The organism is Afifella marina DSM 2698, assembly GCF_900102695.1.
Lineage (GTDB): Bacteria > Pseudomonadota > Alphaproteobacteria > Rhizobiales > Afifellaceae > Afifella > Afifella marina.
This window is the reverse complement of the sequence record NZ_FMVW01000005.1, coordinates 13,226-27,980: the sequence shown is the minus strand read 5'-3', so window position 1 is coordinate 27,980 and position 14,755 is coordinate 13,226. Positions and strand designations below refer to the sequence as shown.

At 62.1% G+C, this 14,755-nt stretch carries 14 protein-coding genes; 3 read left to right on the top strand and 11 right to left on the bottom strand.

What is annotated here, in order from left to right:
- Positions 1-15 precede the first annotated feature (15 nt).
- The 3 genes from fsa to BLP76_RS11440 all read left to right on the top strand — a co-directional run bounded on the left by fsa (position 16) and on the right by BLP76_RS11440 (position 2,110).
- Complete coding sequence (gene fsa / locus BLP76_RS11450; RefSeq protein ID WP_092812908.1) at positions 16-672, top strand: fructose-6-phosphate aldolase; 657 nt, start codon at positions 16-18, stop codon at positions 670-672.
- Positions 673-729: 57 nt separating this feature from the next.
- Positions 730-1,716, top strand: coding sequence for a tyrosine recombinase XerC (locus tag BLP76_RS11445; protein WP_244514557.1), 987 nt, complete (start codon positions 730-732; stop codon positions 1,714-1,716).
- A gap of 148 nt (positions 1,717-1,864) precedes the next feature.
- A complete protein-coding gene (locus BLP76_RS11440) occupies positions 1,865-2,110 on the top strand; it encodes a hypothetical protein (protein ID WP_092812905.1) in 246 nt (81 codons plus the stop codon).
- A gap of 166 nt (positions 2,111-2,276) precedes the next feature.
- Here the strand turns inward: BLP76_RS11440 and lpdA are convergent, their stop codons facing one another.
- The 11 genes from lpdA to BLP76_RS11385 all read right to left on the bottom strand — a co-directional run bounded on the left by lpdA (position 2,277) and on the right by BLP76_RS11385 (position 14,697).
- On the bottom strand, positions 2,277-3,680 hold the full coding sequence (gene lpdA, locus BLP76_RS11435) for a dihydrolipoyl dehydrogenase (protein ID WP_092812902.1): 1,404 nt from the start codon (positions 3,678-3,680) through the stop codon (positions 2,277-2,279).
- A 64-nt stretch (positions 3,681-3,744) separates the two neighbouring features.
- Positions 3,745-4,359 carry a LysE family translocator gene (locus BLP76_RS11430; protein WP_092812899.1) on the bottom strand — a complete coding sequence of 205 codons (615 nt, stop codon included), beginning with the start codon at positions 4,357-4,359 and terminating at the stop codon, positions 3,745-3,747.
- A 41-nt stretch (positions 4,360-4,400) separates the two neighbouring features.
- Positions 4,401-4,814 (bottom strand): MAPEG family protein, encoded by a 414-nt coding sequence (locus tag BLP76_RS11425; RefSeq protein ID WP_092812896.1) that lies wholly within the window; start codon positions 4,812-4,814, stop codon positions 4,401-4,403.
- Between the two features lie 21 nt (positions 4,815-4,835).
- Positions 4,836-6,392 carry a 2-oxoglutarate dehydrogenase complex dihydrolipoyllysine-residue succinyltransferase gene (odhB, locus tag BLP76_RS11420; RefSeq protein ID WP_092812893.1) on the bottom strand — a complete coding sequence of 519 codons (1,557 nt, stop codon included), beginning with the start codon at positions 6,390-6,392 and terminating at the stop codon, positions 4,836-4,838.
- Between the two features lie 62 nt (positions 6,393-6,454).
- The gene (locus tag BLP76_RS11415) at positions 6,455-9,427 is read right to left on the bottom strand and encodes a 2-oxoglutarate dehydrogenase E1 component (protein ID WP_092812890.1); all 2,973 of its coding nucleotides are present in this window, start codon (positions 9,425-9,427) and stop codon (positions 6,455-6,457) included.
- A 226-nt stretch (positions 9,428-9,653) separates the two neighbouring features.
- Positions 9,654-10,562, bottom strand: coding sequence for a succinate--CoA ligase subunit alpha (gene sucD, locus BLP76_RS11410; protein WP_092812887.1), 909 nt, complete (start codon positions 10,560-10,562; stop codon positions 9,654-9,656).
- Positions 10,562-10,771 carry a hypothetical protein gene (locus tag BLP76_RS11405; RefSeq protein WP_092812884.1) on the bottom strand — a complete coding sequence of 70 codons (210 nt, stop codon included), beginning with the start codon at positions 10,769-10,771 and terminating at the stop codon, positions 10,562-10,564. The genes sucD and BLP76_RS11405 overlap by 1 nt, the downstream gene beginning before the upstream one ends.
- A 3-nt stretch (positions 10,772-10,774) precedes the next feature.
- Positions 10,775-11,968 carry an ADP-forming succinate--CoA ligase subunit beta gene (gene sucC / locus BLP76_RS11400; protein WP_092812881.1) on the bottom strand — a complete coding sequence of 398 codons (1,194 nt, stop codon included), beginning with the start codon at positions 11,966-11,968 and terminating at the stop codon, positions 10,775-10,777.
- Between the two features lie 15 nt (positions 11,969-11,983).
- Positions 11,984-12,949, bottom strand: a complete 966-nt coding sequence (gene mdh, locus BLP76_RS11395; RefSeq protein WP_092812878.1) for a malate dehydrogenase — start codon at positions 12,947-12,949, stop codon at positions 11,984-11,986.
- 155 nt (positions 12,950-13,104) lie between these two features.
- On the bottom strand, positions 13,105-14,310 hold the full coding sequence (gene zapE, locus BLP76_RS11390) for a cell division protein ZapE (RefSeq protein WP_420867621.1): 1,206 nt from the start codon (positions 14,308-14,310) through the stop codon (positions 13,105-13,107).
- Between the two features lie 33 nt (positions 14,311-14,343).
- Positions 14,344-14,697, bottom strand: a complete 354-nt coding sequence (locus BLP76_RS11385) for a hypothetical protein (RefSeq protein WP_171904397.1) — start codon at positions 14,695-14,697, stop codon at positions 14,344-14,346.
- Between the last annotated feature and the right edge of the window lie 58 nt (positions 14,698-14,755).

The window sequence follows — 14,755 nt, the reverse complement described above, 5'->3', positions numbered from 1 at the left end:
GATGAGGCAAACGCTATGAAATTCTTCGTGGACACCGCCGACACCGCCGAGATCCGCGAGCTTGCAGAAGCCGGGCTCCTCGACGGCGTCACCACCAACCCCTCGCTGATCATGAAGGCGGGGCGACCGATCACCGACGTCATCGCAGAGATCTGCGATGTCGTATCGGGACCGGTTTCGGCCGAAGTGGCGGCGACCGATTACGACACGATGTTGAAAGAGGGCCGCAAGCTCGCCGAGATCGCCGACAACGTCGCGATCAAGGTGCCGCTGACATTGGACGGCCTCAAGGCCTGCCGCACCTTCGCGAACGAGGGCCGGATGGTGAACGTGACTTTGTGCTTTTCCGCCAACCAGGCCCTGCTCGCGGCCAAGGCCGGCGCGGCGTTCATCTCGCCCTTCATCGGTCGGCTCGATGACATCAATCTCGATGGCATGGAGCTGATCGAAGAGATCCGCATCATCTACGACAATTATCCGAACTTCGAGACGGAGATCCTGGCGGCCTCCGTGCGCACGCCCAACCATGTGAAGCAGGCGGCAATGATCGGTGCCGATGTGGTGACGGTGCCGCCGCAGGTGCTGCGCTCCCTCATCAAGCACCCGCTCACGGACAAGGGTCTCGAGGCCTTCCTGGCGGATTGGAAGAAAGCGGGTCAGTCAATCCTCTGACTCAAATGAAAAAGGGTGCAGAACCAAGATTTTACGCCCCTATGCATTTGTTTAACCATGGCGCGTGATACTCGCGCCATGGCCACCGAAGAGACCTTTCTCGTCACGCTTGCGCCCGACCTCGCCGCACTTTTGCAGCGTTGGCTGAGCTATCTCCGCGACGAGAGGCGATTGTCGCCGAAGACCCTCGAAGCCTATGAGCGCGATCTTTCGCAGCTGGCGCAATTTTTGACGAAACATCTCGGCGCGCCTCCGGGAATCGCTGACATCGCCGCCCTCACGCCCGCCGATATTCGCGCTTTCCTCGCCGCCCGCCGCGCGTCCGGAGCAGGTTCGCGCAGCCTCGCCCGCCAGCTCGCCGCGTGCCGCTCGCTTGCCCGCTTCTGCGCCCGGCACGACATCCCGACCACCTCGGCTTTCGAGGCCGTGCGCAGCCCGAAGCAGAAGAATAGCCTCCCAAAGGCCCTGTCGGTCACCGATACGCTGACGCTGACGGATGCGGCTGACACATTGACCGAGGAGCCATGGCTGGCCGCACGCGACCGCGCCGTCCTTCTCCTGCTTTACGGCAGCGGCTTGCGCATCTCCGAAGCGCTCGGCATTGCGCGCGCCGATGCGCCGGTCGGGGGCCGCGACACGCTTCGTGTCACCGGCAAGGGCGGCAAGACGCGGATCGTCCCGGTTCTGCCAAAGGTCAGCGAGGCGATCGAAGCCTATATTCGTCTCTGTCCCTATCTTCTGGCCCCGAGCGAGCCTCTGTTCCGCGGCGCCAAGGGCGGCGCTCTGTCGGCCCGCATCATCCAGAAACTGGTGGAGCGGCTCCGCTCTGCCCTGGGTCTGGAGCCGACCGTCACACCACATGCGCTGCGCCATTCCTTCGCCACGCACCTTCTTGGCGACGGCGGGGATCTCAGGACGATCCAGGAGCTTTTGGGTCATGCGAGCCTGTCGACGACGCAGGTCTATACCAATGTCGATGCGGCGAGGCTCCTCGATATTTATGCAAAGGCGCATCCACGCGCCGCCAATCACCGGCATTCGTGACCGTTTTTCTCAAGTCATCACGTTTTCGAGATGGCGAATATTGAGGCAGAATCGATCTTAGCGCAGCCTTCTTTCCGCCCTAGCTTACTTTTCGGACATGAGCACAGGCTTTGTCCGTGGAGAGACAAGAGGAAACAAGGAGAGATTCATGCGTAAGGTTTTGACATGTGTCAGCGCGACCGCCGCCTTCCTCCTGCTGGCATCTGCCGCCAGCGCCGATTGCAGCTTTCACCGCCAGCAGGTGATGGCCTCCAAAGCGCCGGCCGCTGAGGAAAAGGTGGCGATGGCGACGCCAGCGACCCTGCCGACGGCCGTCACCAGCACCGAAAGCCACACGGCAGCAAAAAATAACTGCGCGCAGGGCGATCAGTCGTGCGTGAGCGGAACCAAATAGGACCCTGCACGTTTTCCAGATACTCCAGTCCAGGTTGCCAAAAGCAACCGGATCAAATTTACGCCGGCCACAGGCCGGCGTTTTTTTTGCCCCACGTTTTTATGGCACGGTCAGACCCGGCCGGTGGCCGGGCCCGCGGGCCGGACCCCCGGGCTTTGATGAGACGTCAGATATGGATGGGTTTGAACCAGGCGGCCATCGCCGCCTCGCGGACGGCCTCCGACATCGTCGGATGCGCATGGCAGGTGCGCGCCAGATCTTCCGCAGCACCTGAGAATTCCATGAGGACGGCCGCCTCGTGGATCATCTCTCCGGCACCCCGTCCCACGATATGCACGCCAAGCACCTGATCGGTCTTTTCGTCGGCCAGCACTTTGACGAAGCCGTCGGTGGCATTCATCGCGCGGGCGCGCCCATTGGCGCTGAAGGGGAATTTGCCACTGCGATAGGCGATACCGGCCTCTTTCAGGTCCTCTTCCGAGCGTCCGACGACGGCGATTTCCGGCTCCGTATAGACAACGCTCGGAATCACCTCGTAATTGACGTGGCCCTTCTGGCCGGCAAGAATTTCGGCAACGGCCGTGCCTTCATCCTCAGCCTTATGGGCGAGCATCGGTCCGGCGATCGCGTCGCCGATCGCGTAGATGCCCTCGACATTCGTCTTGTAATCCTTGGCGGTGGCAACGCGGCCGCGCTCGTCGAGCGCAACCCCCGCCTCTTCGAGCCCGAGCCCCGCCGTATAGGGACGCCGGCCGATTGCCACGAGCACGATATCGGCATCGAGCTTCTCCGCATCCCCGCCCTTGACCGGCTCGACGGAGACACGCAGGCCCTTCTTTTCGGTTTCGACACCCGTCACCTTGGTGCCGAGACGGAAGTCGATGCCTTGCTTCTTGAAGAGGCGCTGGGCCTGTTTGGCCACCTCCCCGTCCATGCCGGGCAGGATGCGATCGAGGAATTCCACGACCGTGACCTTCGCCCCGAGCCGCCGCCACACGGAACCGAGTTCGAGGCCGATGATACCAGCACCGACGACGACGAGCTTCTCCGGCACCTTACCGAGCTTCAGCGCGCCGGTTGAGGACACGATCTTCTTTTCGTCGACCTCCACTCCCGGCAGGGGTGCCGATTCGGAACCGGTCGCGATGACGATCGCCTTGGTGGAAAGGCGCGTCGCCTCCCCCTTCTCGGGCCTCACCTCGACCTCGCCTGCCTGGACGATGCGCCCGACACCCTCGAAGGTGTCGATCTTGTTCTTCTTGAAGAGGTAGGCGACGCCGTCGACGTTCGCCTTCACCGTCTTGTCCTTGTGCGCCAGCATCGCTTCGAGATCGAGCTCGGGCTTCACCTTGATGCCGAAATCAGCGAAGCCATGCGCCGCCTGCTCGAACATCTCGGAGGTGTGCAAAAGCGCCTTGGAAGGAATGCAACCGACATTGAGACAGGTGCCGCCAAACGTCGGGCGCTTTTCCACGACTGCCGTCTTGAGCCCGAGCTGGGCGGCGCGGATGGCGCAGACGTAGCCGCCCGGTCCGCTGCCGATGACGATGAGATCGTAAGTGTCAGGCATGTCGGCTGATTACTCCAGAATTCTCGAAGGATAGGTCACTAAGGTAGGTGGCGGCCCCGCCGCATCAACGACTGGTGAAAGCGAGACGCAGGCCGAAACCGGCGAACGCGATGGCCACGGTCCGCTGCAGCCAGCGCATAAGCCGGGCGTTTTGCAAGACCTTTGCGCGCATGGCAGCCGCAAACACGCCATAGAGGACGAAAACGACGAACGTCATTGCCATGAACAAAAGGGACAGGACGAGGAGTTCACCCGTCGGCGAAGCTTCCCCCGGCGTGATGAACTGCGGCAGGAAGGCGACGAAGAAGATCGACAGCTTCGGGTTCAGAACATTGAGAAGAATACCGTTGCGCACGATCGATAGCGCACGCTTCGGCGTCTCCTCTCGGCTCGAGAGCGCCAGCGGTCCTGCCGATTTGAGCGTCTGCCAAGCGAGATAGAGAAGATAAGCGACGCCGAGATACTTTATGAAGGCGAAAAGCGTGGCGCTCGCATGCAAGAGTGCGGCAAGGCCGAGGATCGAGGCCGTCAGATGCGGCACGATGCCGAGCGTACATCCGAAGGCGGCGATGATTGCGCGCCGTTGCCCGCCGGACAACCCGGCCGCCAGCGTATAGATGACGCCGGTGCCGGGAATGAGAATGATCAAAAGCGAGGTGACGAAGAATTCGACGCCCATGGGCCCCCCTTCGTCGCGGCCCTGACCCTACAGCGCCGATTCTAGAAGAACAGCGCCCAAAGCATCAGCAAAATGCCGCCGACGGAAATCATCCAAACGATGCTGCGGATATAAGGAATACCGAAAAGATAGAGCGGCAGATAGACGATACGCGCCCAGAACCAGACATGCGCGCCGATTTCTCCAAGGCCACCGGTCTTGTCGGTCGCGGCAAGTGCCAGCGCCATCGCCACGAAGGCCGGATACGTCTCGAGAAAATTCTTGAGCGCCCGCGACGAACGCCCGGCCATGACGCCCCAGGCCTTGTTGCCCTCGTCGCGCGGGCTCGCGTTGTAAGCGAGGCCAGTCTCCCGCGTCGCCGCACCGGACTGGACGATGATATGGACGATAAGGAGGATGACGCTCCAGCCAAGAAGCGTCATCTCCATGGATAGCCCGGCCGCTGCCGCTTCCATTCAAGCCCCCCTGGTGATGCCTTAGAGATCGAGCACGAGACGCTGCGGATCTTCGATCGCCTCCTTGATGCGGACGAGGAACGTCACCGCTTCCTGACCATCGACGACGCGGTGATCGTAGGAAAGCGCCAGATACATCATCGGGCGAACCACGACCTGACCGTTCCGCACGACCGGCCGTTCCTCGATGCGGTGCATGCCGAGAATGCCCGATTGCGGCGCGTTGAGGATCGGCGTCGACATCAAGGAGCCGTAGACGCCACCATTGGAGATGGTGAAGGTGCCGCCCTGCATGTCCTGAAGGGTCAGGGATCCGTCGCGCGCCTTCTTTCCGAGAGAGCCGATCTCCTTCTCGATTTCGGCCACCGACATGTCCTGCGCATCACGCACGACCGGCACGACGAGGCCCTTGTCGGTCCCGACGGCCACGCCGATGTGGTAATAGTTCTTGTAGACGAGATCGGTGCCATCGATCTCAGCATTGACGGCCGGGATCTCCTTGAGCGCGGCCACCGCCGCCTTCACGAAGAAGCCCATGAAGCCGAGCCGGACGCCATGCTTCTTCTCGAAGAGGTCGCGGTAGGTTTTCCGGAGATCCATGACGGCGCCCATGTCCACGTCATTGAACGTGGTGAGCATCGCCGCGGTGTTCTGTGCCTCTTTCAGCCGCCGCGCGATGGTCTGGCGGAGGCGGGTCATCTTCACCCGTTCTTCGCGCGTCTCGTCGGCTTCCGGCGACGGAGCACGGGGTGCCGAGGGCTTCGCCTGCGGCTGCTCGGAGCCCTGTTCGAGCGCCTTCAGCACATCGCCCTTGAGAACCTGGCCCTTCTTGCCGGACCCATCCATATCGGCTGCGGCGAGGCCCTTTTCTTCCATCATTTTAGCTGCAGACGGCGCGGGCTTGCGCTCGCCGGCAGCGGGCGCCGTTTCCGTGTTCTCCGCCTTGGGCGCCGATGCCTCCGCCGTCTTCGCCCCCTTGGCGCCGACACGGATGCGACCGAGAACCTGGCCGACGGTCACCGTCTCGCCCTGCTTCTTGATGATTTCAGCCAAGACACCGGCGGCCTGCGCCGGGATTTCCTGCGCCGCCTTGTCGGTCTCGAGTTCGACGACGGCCTCGTCCAGGGCGACTTCCTCGCCCTCCTGCTTCAACCATTCGCCGACATCGGCCTCTGTCACGGATTCACCGGCGGAGGGAACGACGATGTCGATGAGCTCGCCTTCCCCGCTTCCATCCTCTGAGGCCGGCTCGGCAGCCGGCGCCGCGGCGGACTTTTCAGCCTTGCCGCTGCCGTTGGACGCTGCGGCAGCCGGCTTTTCTGCCGGTTTCGCCTTGCCGTCGCCCGCGGCGATGGAGCCGAGAAGCGTGCCGACTTCGACGGTCTCGCCTGCCTTGACGACGATCGATTCCAGCGTGCCTTCGGAAGGTGCCGGCACTTCCACCGTGACCTTGTCGGTTTCAAGTTCGACGAGCGGCTCGTCCCGAGACACCGCCTCGCCTTCCTTCTTGAACCACTGGCCGACGGTGGCTTCCGTGACCGATTCGCCAAGCGTCGGAACCTTGATGTCCGTTGTCATTGATCGTCCCGTTTCGTCGCGCCGTTGCGGCGCCTGTCAGAAGCTACAATTGAGCGCCCGGCCTAATCGCCAAGCGCCTCTTCAAGAAATTTCGCCCGTTGCTGCAGATGCCGCGACATGACCCCCGTGGCAGTCGCCGCCGAGGCTGGCCGGCCAGCATAGCGCGGCTTCTCTTGGGGCAACTCCAGCGTGTTCAGGATATTGACCAGGCGCGGCTTCACGAAAGCCCAGCCGCCCATATTTTTGGGCTCTTCCTGACACCAGACGAGCTCCGCCTTCGGGAAGCGCGCCATCTGCTTGGTGAGCGCCGTCATCGGGAACGGGTAAAACTGTTCCAGCCGCAAGAGATAGACATCGTCGATGCCGCGGTTTTCGCGCTCCTCGAAGAGATCGTAATAGACCTTTCCGGAGGAGACGACGACACGGCGGATGTCCGCATCCGGCTTGAGGCGGATTCCCTCGCCCTCGTTGCGATCGGCATCGTCGAAGAGAATCCGATGGAAGGACGTGTCCTTGACGAATTCATCGAGCTTGGACACCGCCCGCTTATGGCGCAGCAGGCTCTTTGGCGTCATCAAAATGAGCGGCTTGCGGAAGTTGCGGTGCAGCTGACGGCGCAGAATGTGAAAGTAATTGGCAGGCGTCGTGCAATTGGCGACCTGCATGTTGTCTTCCGCGCACATCTGCAGGAAGCGCTCCAGCCGGGCCGACGAATGCTCCGGCCCCTGCCCCTCGTAGCCATGCGGCAAGAGACAGACGAGGCCGGACATTCGAAGCCATTTGCGCTCGGCCGAGGAGATGAACTGGTCGAAGATCACCTGCGCGCCGTTGGCGAAGTCGCCGAACTGAGCTTCCCACAGGGTCAAACCGCGCGGCTCGGAAACCGAATAGCCGTATTCGAACCCGAGAACGGCTTCTTCCGACAGCATCGAATTGACGACTTCGAAGGTCTCCTGCTTGCGACCGAGATTGTTGAGCGACACGTAGCGCTCTTCCGTCTCCTGGTCGTACAGCACCGTGTGGCGCTGCGAGAAGGTGCCGCGTTCAACGTCCTGGCCGGAAAGCCGCACCTTGTGGCCCTCGGAAAGCAGACTGCCAAAGGCGAGCGCTTCGCCCATCGCCCAGTCGATGCCCTCGCCCGTTTCCAGCATCTTCCGCCGATTGTCGAGGAAGCGCCGGATGGTCTTGTGGATCTTGAAATCCTTCGGCGCCTCGGTCAGCGCCATGCCGATCTGGTTGAGGCGATCGAGCTCGACGCCCGTGCGTCCGACCCGACGTTCGTCGGAGGCTTTCGGCGTCGTCAGCCCCATCCACATGCCGTCGAGCCAGTCGGCCTTGTTCGGCTTGTAGTTCTGGCCAACCTCGAACTCCTCATCGAGCTGCGCACGCCACTCGGCCTTGCGCTCTTCGATCTGTTCTTCGCTCGTCAGGCCTTCTTCGATCAGCTTTTTCCCGTAGACCGCAAGCGTCGTCGGATGCTTGCGGATCTCGCGGTACATCAGCGGCTGCGTGAAGCTCGGCTCGTCGGACTCGTTATGCCCAAAGCGCCGATAGCAGAACATGTCGATTACGACCGGCTTCTTGAAGCGCTGGCGGAATTCCGTCGCCACCTTCGCCGCAAACACCACCGCCTCCGGATCGTCTCCGTTCACGTGGAAAATCGGCGCCTCGATCATCTTCGCGACATCGGAAGGATAAGGCGACGAGCGCGACAGGCGCGGATTGGTGGTGAAGCCGATCTGGTTGTTGATGATGAAATGGATCGAGCCGCCGGTGCGATGGCCTCTGAGGCCGGAAAGTCCGAAACATTCCGCGACGACGCCCTGGCCGGCAAAGGCCGCATCGCCGTGAATGAGAAGCGGCAGAACGCTCGAGCGCTCGCGAATGCCTTCCTCGTTTGGCTCTTCCCAGCGATCCTGCTTGGCGCGTGATTTGCCGAGCACCACCGGATCGACGATCTCAAGATGCGACGGGTTGGCGGTGAGGCCGAGATGCACCTTGTTGCCGTCGAATTCCCGGTCGGAGGAAGCGCCGAGATGGTACTTCACATCGCCCGAACCTTCGACGTCGTCGGGCTGCGCCGAGCCGCCCTTGAATTCGTGGAAGATGGCATGCAGCGGCTTGCCCATGACGAGGCCGAGCACGTTGAGCCGGCCGCGGTGGGCCATGCCGAAGGCGATTTCGCGCAGGCCGAGATGACCACCGCGCTTGATGATCTGTTCGAGCGCCGGGATCAGCGCTTCTGAACCGTCGAGGCCGAAGCGCTTCGTGCCGGTATATTTGATATCGAGAAACTTCTCGAAGCCTTCCGCCTCGATCAGCTTGTTGAGGATGGCGCGCTTGCCCTCGTCGGTAAAGGTGATCTCCTTGTCCGGGCCCTCGATGCGCTCCTGGATCCAACCCTTCTCGTCCGGGGCGGAGATATGCATGAACTCGACGCCGAGCGTCGAACAATAGGTGCGCCGAAGGATCGCCAGCATTTGCGGGATGGTGGCGAATTCGAGCCCGAGAACCCAATCGAGGAAGATCGGCCGCTCGTAATCGGCTTCAGTGAAGCCGTAGGACGAGGGATGCAGCTCCTCGTGGTCGCGCATGGCGGCGATGCCGAGCGGATCGAGGTTCGCGTGGAAATGGCCGCGCATACGATAGGCCCGGATCATCATCAAAGCGCGGACGGAATCCCGGGTCGCCTGCAGGACTTCCGGCTCTGAGAGATCGACGCCGGCCTTCTGGGCCTTGGCGCGGATCTTCGTATCGATATGCCGCTCGACGCCCTGCCAATTGCCATCGAGAGCGGAGACGAGTTCACCGTTTGCAACGATCGGCCAGTCGGGTCGCTGCCAGGGCGCGCCCCGCGCCTCACGGATGACGTCGTTCTTCTCGTCCTTCAGCTCTTGAAAAAAATCCCGCCATCCGTCGCCGACGGAGGCAGGATCGTTCTGGTAGCGCGCGTAAAGCTGCTCCAGGTATTCGGCGTTGCCGCCATAAAGAAACGAAGATTGTCGGAGGGCTTCGTTCGAGATTTGCCGTGCCATAGCCTTCCGCAGGAACTTATCCTACGCCTTTCCCGGTTTGCGCCGACGCCTGCCCCTGCGACGACCTGGCGCAATCTATACGCCTTTTGCAAACGCGCAGTTAGTGTAATCGGCCGCTTTCGCCAACTGCGAAACGATCCAAAAAGCGGAAATTTCCGCTCCACTTCTTCGCCTAGAGGGGATGGGGCGCCGCCCGCGCACGGCTCGCGGCGCGGCGCAAAAGGCTTCAGCCCTTGAGAACCTCCACCAGGGTGTCGCCAAGCTTGGCAGGCGAAGGAGAAACCACGATCCCCGCCTTTTCCATGGCGGCGATCTTGTCCTCGGCACCACCCTTGCCGCCGGAGATGACGGCGCCTGCATGACCCATCGTGCGCCCCGGAGGTGCCGTGCGCCCGGCGATGAAGCCGACGGTCGGCTTCCACCGGCCCTTCTTCTTCTCGTCGGCGAGAAACTGCGCGGCGTCTTCTTCTGCCGAACCGCCGATCTCACCGATCATGATGATCGATTCCGTCGCGTCGTCGGCGAGGAACATTTCCAGGATGTCGATGAATTCCGTGCCCTTCACCGGATCGCCGCCGATGCCGACGGCAGTCGTCTGGCCGAGCCCGGCATTCGTCGTCTGGAAGACAGCTTCATAGGTGAGCGTGCCGGAACGAGACACGACACCGACCGAGCCCTTCTTGAAGATCGAGCCTGGCATGATGCCGATCTTGCACTCTTCCGGCGTCAAAACGCCCGGACAATTGGGGCCGAGAAGCCGGGACTTCGACTTGTCGAGCTTCGCCTTCACCCTGACCATGTCCATCACTGGAATGCCTTCGGTGATGCAGACGATGAAGGGGACTTCCGCGTCGATCGCCTCTTCGATGGCAGCGCCGGCGCCGACTGGCGGCACATAGATGACCGAGGCCGTCGCGCCGGTCTTTTCCTTGGCTTCCGCGACGGAGGCGAAAATCGGCAGTTCGGCGGCGCCTTCGACGCCGTTCTCCCAGGTCTGTCCACCCTTTTTCGGATGCACGCCGGCAACCATCTTGGTGCCGTAATAAGCGAGCGCCTGCTCGGTATGGAACGTGCCGGTCTTGCCCGTCAGCCCCTGGACGATGACCTTGGTATTCTTGTCGACGAGAATGGACATCAGTTCTTGTCCTTCAGAATCTGTTTGATCTCGCGAAGCTCGGCGATCACCTCTCGGTTGACGGCAACGATCTCGTCGTTGATCGCTTTCACCTCTGCCACATGCTTCGAATAGCTGCGCATCTGCTTTTTCGACACGATCACCATCAAGCCGCCGAAGACGAGAAAGATGATGACCAGAGGAAGCCAGACAGCAATGAATTCAGCCATTGGTCAGCCTTTGACGGCTTGAACGATCTTCTTGGCCGCGTCGTCGAGATCATCGGCGGCGATGACGTTGAGACCGCTTTCCTCGATGATCTTCTTGCCGAGCGCCACATTGGTGCCCTCGAGGCGAACCACGAGCGGAACCGTAAGACCCACTTCCTTGACCGCAGCGATGACACCTTCCGCGATCACGTCGCAGCGCATGATGCCGCCGAAAATGTTGATCAGGATGCCCTTCACATTCGGATCGGCAGTGATGATCTTGAAGGCGGCCGTCACCTTTTCCTTCGAGGCGCCGCCACCGACATCGAGGAAGTTCGCCGGCTCCGCGCCGTAGAGCTTGATGATGTCCATCGTGGCCATGGCGAGGCCCGCACCGTTCACCATGCAACCGATATCGCCGGTGAGTGCCACATAGGCGAGATCGTGCTCGGAAGCTTCGATCTCTTTGGCATCCTCTTCGGTCTTGTCGCGCAGCTCCACGATCTCCGGATGCCGGAAGAGCGCATTGCCGTCGAAGGAGACCTTGGCGTCGAGAACGCGAAGATGCCCGTCCTTCATGACGATGAGCGGATTGATTTCCAGAAGGCTCATATCCTCGTCGGAGAAGGCCTTGTAGAGAATTCGGGCAAGCTGCCCGAATTCGTCTTTCGCCGGAGCCTCAAGCTCGAGCGCCTCGGCGAGCTTCGCCGCATCGGCATCGCTGACGCCGGAGAGCGGATCGATCGGCAGCGTCAGGATCTTGTCCGGCGTCTCTTCGGCGACGGTTTCGATGTCCATGCCGCCTTCGGTCGAGGCCACGAAGGCGACACGCCCGGTGCTGCGGTCGACGAGAAGCGAGAGATAGAGCTCGCGGGCGATATCGGCGCCGTCTTCGATGTAGAGCCGGTTGACCACCTTGCCCGCCGGCCCCGTCTGTTTGGTGACGAGGGTGTGGCCGAGCATTTCCTTAGCGTTGGCGACAACGTCCTCAACGCTTTTGGCGAGCCTCACGCCGCCTTTGGCATCCTCGCCGAGCTCCTTGAAGCGGCCCTTGCCACGGCCGCCTGCATGGATCTGGCTTTTGACGACATAAAGCGGACCCGGCAGCTTCTTGGCCGCCGCTTCCGCCTCGTCGACAGACGTGATCATGACGCCGGCAGCGACCGGTGCCCCGTATTCCTTGAGGACGGCCTTAGCCTGGTATTCGTGGATGTTCATCCGGCCCCCCGCCGTTTAGCTGTTGAGCGCCGGCTGGATCTTGCGGCAGGCCTCGATGAGACCCTGCACGGTGGCAACCGACTTCTCGAAATCCGCACGCTCGCTGCGGTCGAGCGAAATATCGACGACACGTTCCACGCCGCCGGCACCGATCACCGTCGGCACCCCGACATACATCTGGTCGAGACCGTATTCGCCTGAAAGCTGAGCCGCGCAGGGGAGAACGCGCTTCTTGTCCTTCAGATAGCTCTCGGCCATGGCAATGGCCGATGCCGCCGGCGCATAGAAGGCCGAACCGGTCTTCAACAGCGACACGATCTCCGCGCCACCGTCGCGGGTGCGCTGCACGATCTTGTCGAGACGCTCTTGCGTGGTCCAGCCCATCTTGACGAGATCCGGCAGCGGAATGCCGGCAACCGTCGAATAGCGTACGAGCGGCACCATGGAATCGCCGTGGCCACCGAGCACGAAAGCCGTCACGTCTTCGACGGAGACATTGAACTCTTCCGCCAGGAAGTAGCGGAAACGCGCGGAATCGAGCACACCCGCCATGCCGACGATCTTGTTGCCAGGCAGGCCGGAGAATTTCTGCAGCGCCCACACCATGGCGTCGAGCGGATTGGTGATGCAGATCACGAAGGCATCGGGAGCGTATTTCTTGAGCCCCGCGCCGACCTGCTCCATCACCTTCAGGTTGATCTCGAGAAGATCATCGCGGCTCATGCCGGGTTTACGCGGCACACCGGCCGTCACGATGACGACGTCGGCGCCTTCGATTGCCTCATAAGACTGGGTGCCGACGAGACGTGCATCGAAACCGTCGACGGGGGAGGATTCGGCAATATCGAGCGCCTTGCCGTCCGGAATACCTTCCTGGATATCGAAGAGGACGATGTCGCCGAGCTCCTTCAGTCCGGCGAGATGGGCGAGCGTGCCGCCGATCTGTCCAGCACCGATGAGCGCAATCTTGCTGCGAGCCATGAAGAACCTTCCCTAGACGTAGATAACGAGAGCGAAGAACTCTCAAAAGAGAGTGCGCGGAGTAGCGCGAATGTCGCACCGTGGCAAGCGCTGGCCAGCTCTGCAGCGGGCGCGGAATTGCGCGGCGAACCGGGCTGGTTAGAGCCCGGCTTCACTCATGATCGCTGGGATGGCTCGCCCGGCCAGGCGTCGGAACGCATCTCTGTGAGGCGCGAGGCCGTGCGCTGAAACTCGAAGGCTTCCGCGCCGCTCGTGCCCTGCCAAAGCGCATCCGGCTCCGCCTCTGCCGAGGCGATGAAGCGGATCTTCTGGTCGTAGAGCGTATCGATGAGATTGATGAAGCGCTTCGCCTCGTTGCGGGTCTGAGGACTCATGACCGGGATGCCCGACACGATGATCGTATGGAAGGTCTTGGCGAGTTTCAGATAATCGGCGCTGCCGAGAGGCCTTTCGCACAGATCGTGAAAGCTGAAGCGCGCGACGCCGCCCGCCGCTTCCGGCACGTCGAGATGACGGCCGTGCAGGCTGAGCTGCTGCGCAGTGCCTTTGACTTCACCCGAGAGACGCTCGAAATGCGCGGCGAGGATCTCATCGGCCGCCTCCCCCGGCGGCGTCACGTAGAGCGGCGTCTCGCCATGCTTGTCGAGGCGGTAATCGTGCGGCGCGTCGAGATGGAAGACGGCATTAGACTTATTGATGAGCTCGATGAACGGCAGGAAGAGTGCCCGGTTGAGGCCGTTCTCATAAAGCCGGTCGGGCGGCACGTTGGATGTGGCGACGAGCGTCACGCCCTCGGCGAAAAGCTTCTCGAAAAGCCGGCCCAGGATCATGGCGTCGGCGATGTCGTTCACGGCGAATTCGTCGAAGCAAAGAAGCCGGGTCTCTTCCGCGATGTCGTGCGCCACCGGCTTGATCGGATCATCACCTTCCACCTCGCCGGCCTTGAGGCGCTGGCGGAAGCGGGCGATCCGCTCGTGCACATCTTCCATGAAGTCATGGAAATGCGCCCGGCGCTTGCGGGTGTTGGGCGCGGCTTGGAAGAAGATGTCCATGAGCATCGTCTTGCCGCGACCGACCGGACCCCAGATGTAGAGGCCGGGAACAGGCTCGGGGCGGCGTCCCCCGGAAAACAGCCATCCGAGAGGGCTCTTTTTCGATTTGGTGCGCTCGTCTGCAAGCGCGCCAAGAAGCGCGTCGAGCCGCGAAGCGAGCTCCTTCTGGACCGGATCGGGGGTGATGCCACCTTCCGCCGCCAGGCGATCATAAGTACGGGAAACCGGATTTTTCATCGCCCGCGATGTGCTATGGCCGGCGCCCGGGTGCAAGTGTGATTTCGTCAGGAAGGGGTCCGCCGACACGATCGCTGTGTCGGGAGAGCTTTCGAAACGGTAGGTTTAGGCGCGCGGATCGAGCTGGCCGACTTCCATCGGGACTTCTTCCCAATTCTGGCCGGCCGCCACGATGCAGGTGTCGCCGGAGGTGCGGGTCACCACGATTGTCCACGTCCCCTGCTTGGAGACGAAGACCTGCATGACGCGCTGACCGCCCACGAGACCGAGCGCCTTCGGGGCCTCTTTGTATTCTTTCGCGAGGATCCGCACCATGTCGTCATGCTCGGCGCATTTCGGCACGGACAGCATCGGGCTAGTCGCCATGGCGCTGGTTGAGAGCGCGGCGGCCGCGGCGGCCGCGGCGGCCAGAACGGCGGAGCGAACGATGCGCGCCCCAACTGCAAATGGCTTTCTCATCATCCACTCCTTGCGTTCGACCGAGCTTCACCTGACGAGCTTGCCGGAAGCTTGACCC

What these genes read in the sequence shown, in the direction of transcription:
- BLP76_RS11445 (WP_244514557.1), top strand. Translation starts at nt 730, where the DNA reads ATGGCGCGTGATACTCGCGCCATGGCCACCGAAGAGACCTTTCTCGTC.
- lpdA (WP_092812902.1), bottom strand. Translation starts at nt 3,680, where the DNA reads ATGCCTGACACTTACGATCTCATCGTCATCGGCAGCGGACCGGGCGGC.
- BLP76_RS11385 (WP_171904397.1), bottom strand. Translation starts at nt 14,697, where the DNA reads ATGAGAAAGCCATTTGCAGTTGGGGCGCGCATCGTTCGCTCCGCCGTT.
- fsa (WP_092812908.1), top strand. Translation starts at nt 16, where the DNA reads ATGAAATTCTTCGTGGACACCGCCGACACCGCCGAGATCCGCGAGCTT.
- odhB (WP_092812893.1), bottom strand. Translation starts at nt 6,392, where the DNA reads ATGACAACGGACATCAAGGTTCCGACGCTTGGCGAATCGGTCACGGAA.
- BLP76_RS11405 (WP_092812884.1), bottom strand. Translation starts at nt 10,771, where the DNA reads ATGGCTGAATTCATTGCTGTCTGGCTTCCTCTGGTCATCATCTTTCTC.
- BLP76_RS11425 (WP_092812896.1), bottom strand. Translation starts at nt 4,814, where the DNA reads ATGGAAGCGGCAGCGGCCGGGCTATCCATGGAGATGACGCTTCTTGGC.
- BLP76_RS11430 (WP_092812899.1), bottom strand. Translation starts at nt 4,359, where the DNA reads ATGGGCGTCGAATTCTTCGTCACCTCGCTTTTGATCATTCTCATTCCC.
- BLP76_RS11415 (WP_092812890.1), bottom strand. Translation starts at nt 9,427, where the DNA reads ATGGCACGGCAAATCTCGAACGAAGCCCTCCGACAATCTTCGTTTCTT.
- BLP76_RS11440 (WP_092812905.1), top strand. Translation starts at nt 1,865, where the DNA reads ATGCGTAAGGTTTTGACATGTGTCAGCGCGACCGCCGCCTTCCTCCTG.
- sucD (WP_092812887.1), bottom strand. Translation starts at nt 10,562, where the DNA reads ATGTCCATTCTCGTCGACAAGAATACCAAGGTCATCGTCCAGGGGCTG.
- mdh (WP_092812878.1), bottom strand. Translation starts at nt 12,949, where the DNA reads ATGGCTCGCAGCAAGATTGCGCTCATCGGTGCTGGACAGATCGGCGGC.
- sucC (WP_092812881.1), bottom strand. Translation starts at nt 11,968, where the DNA reads ATGAACATCCACGAATACCAGGCTAAGGCCGTCCTCAAGGAATACGGG.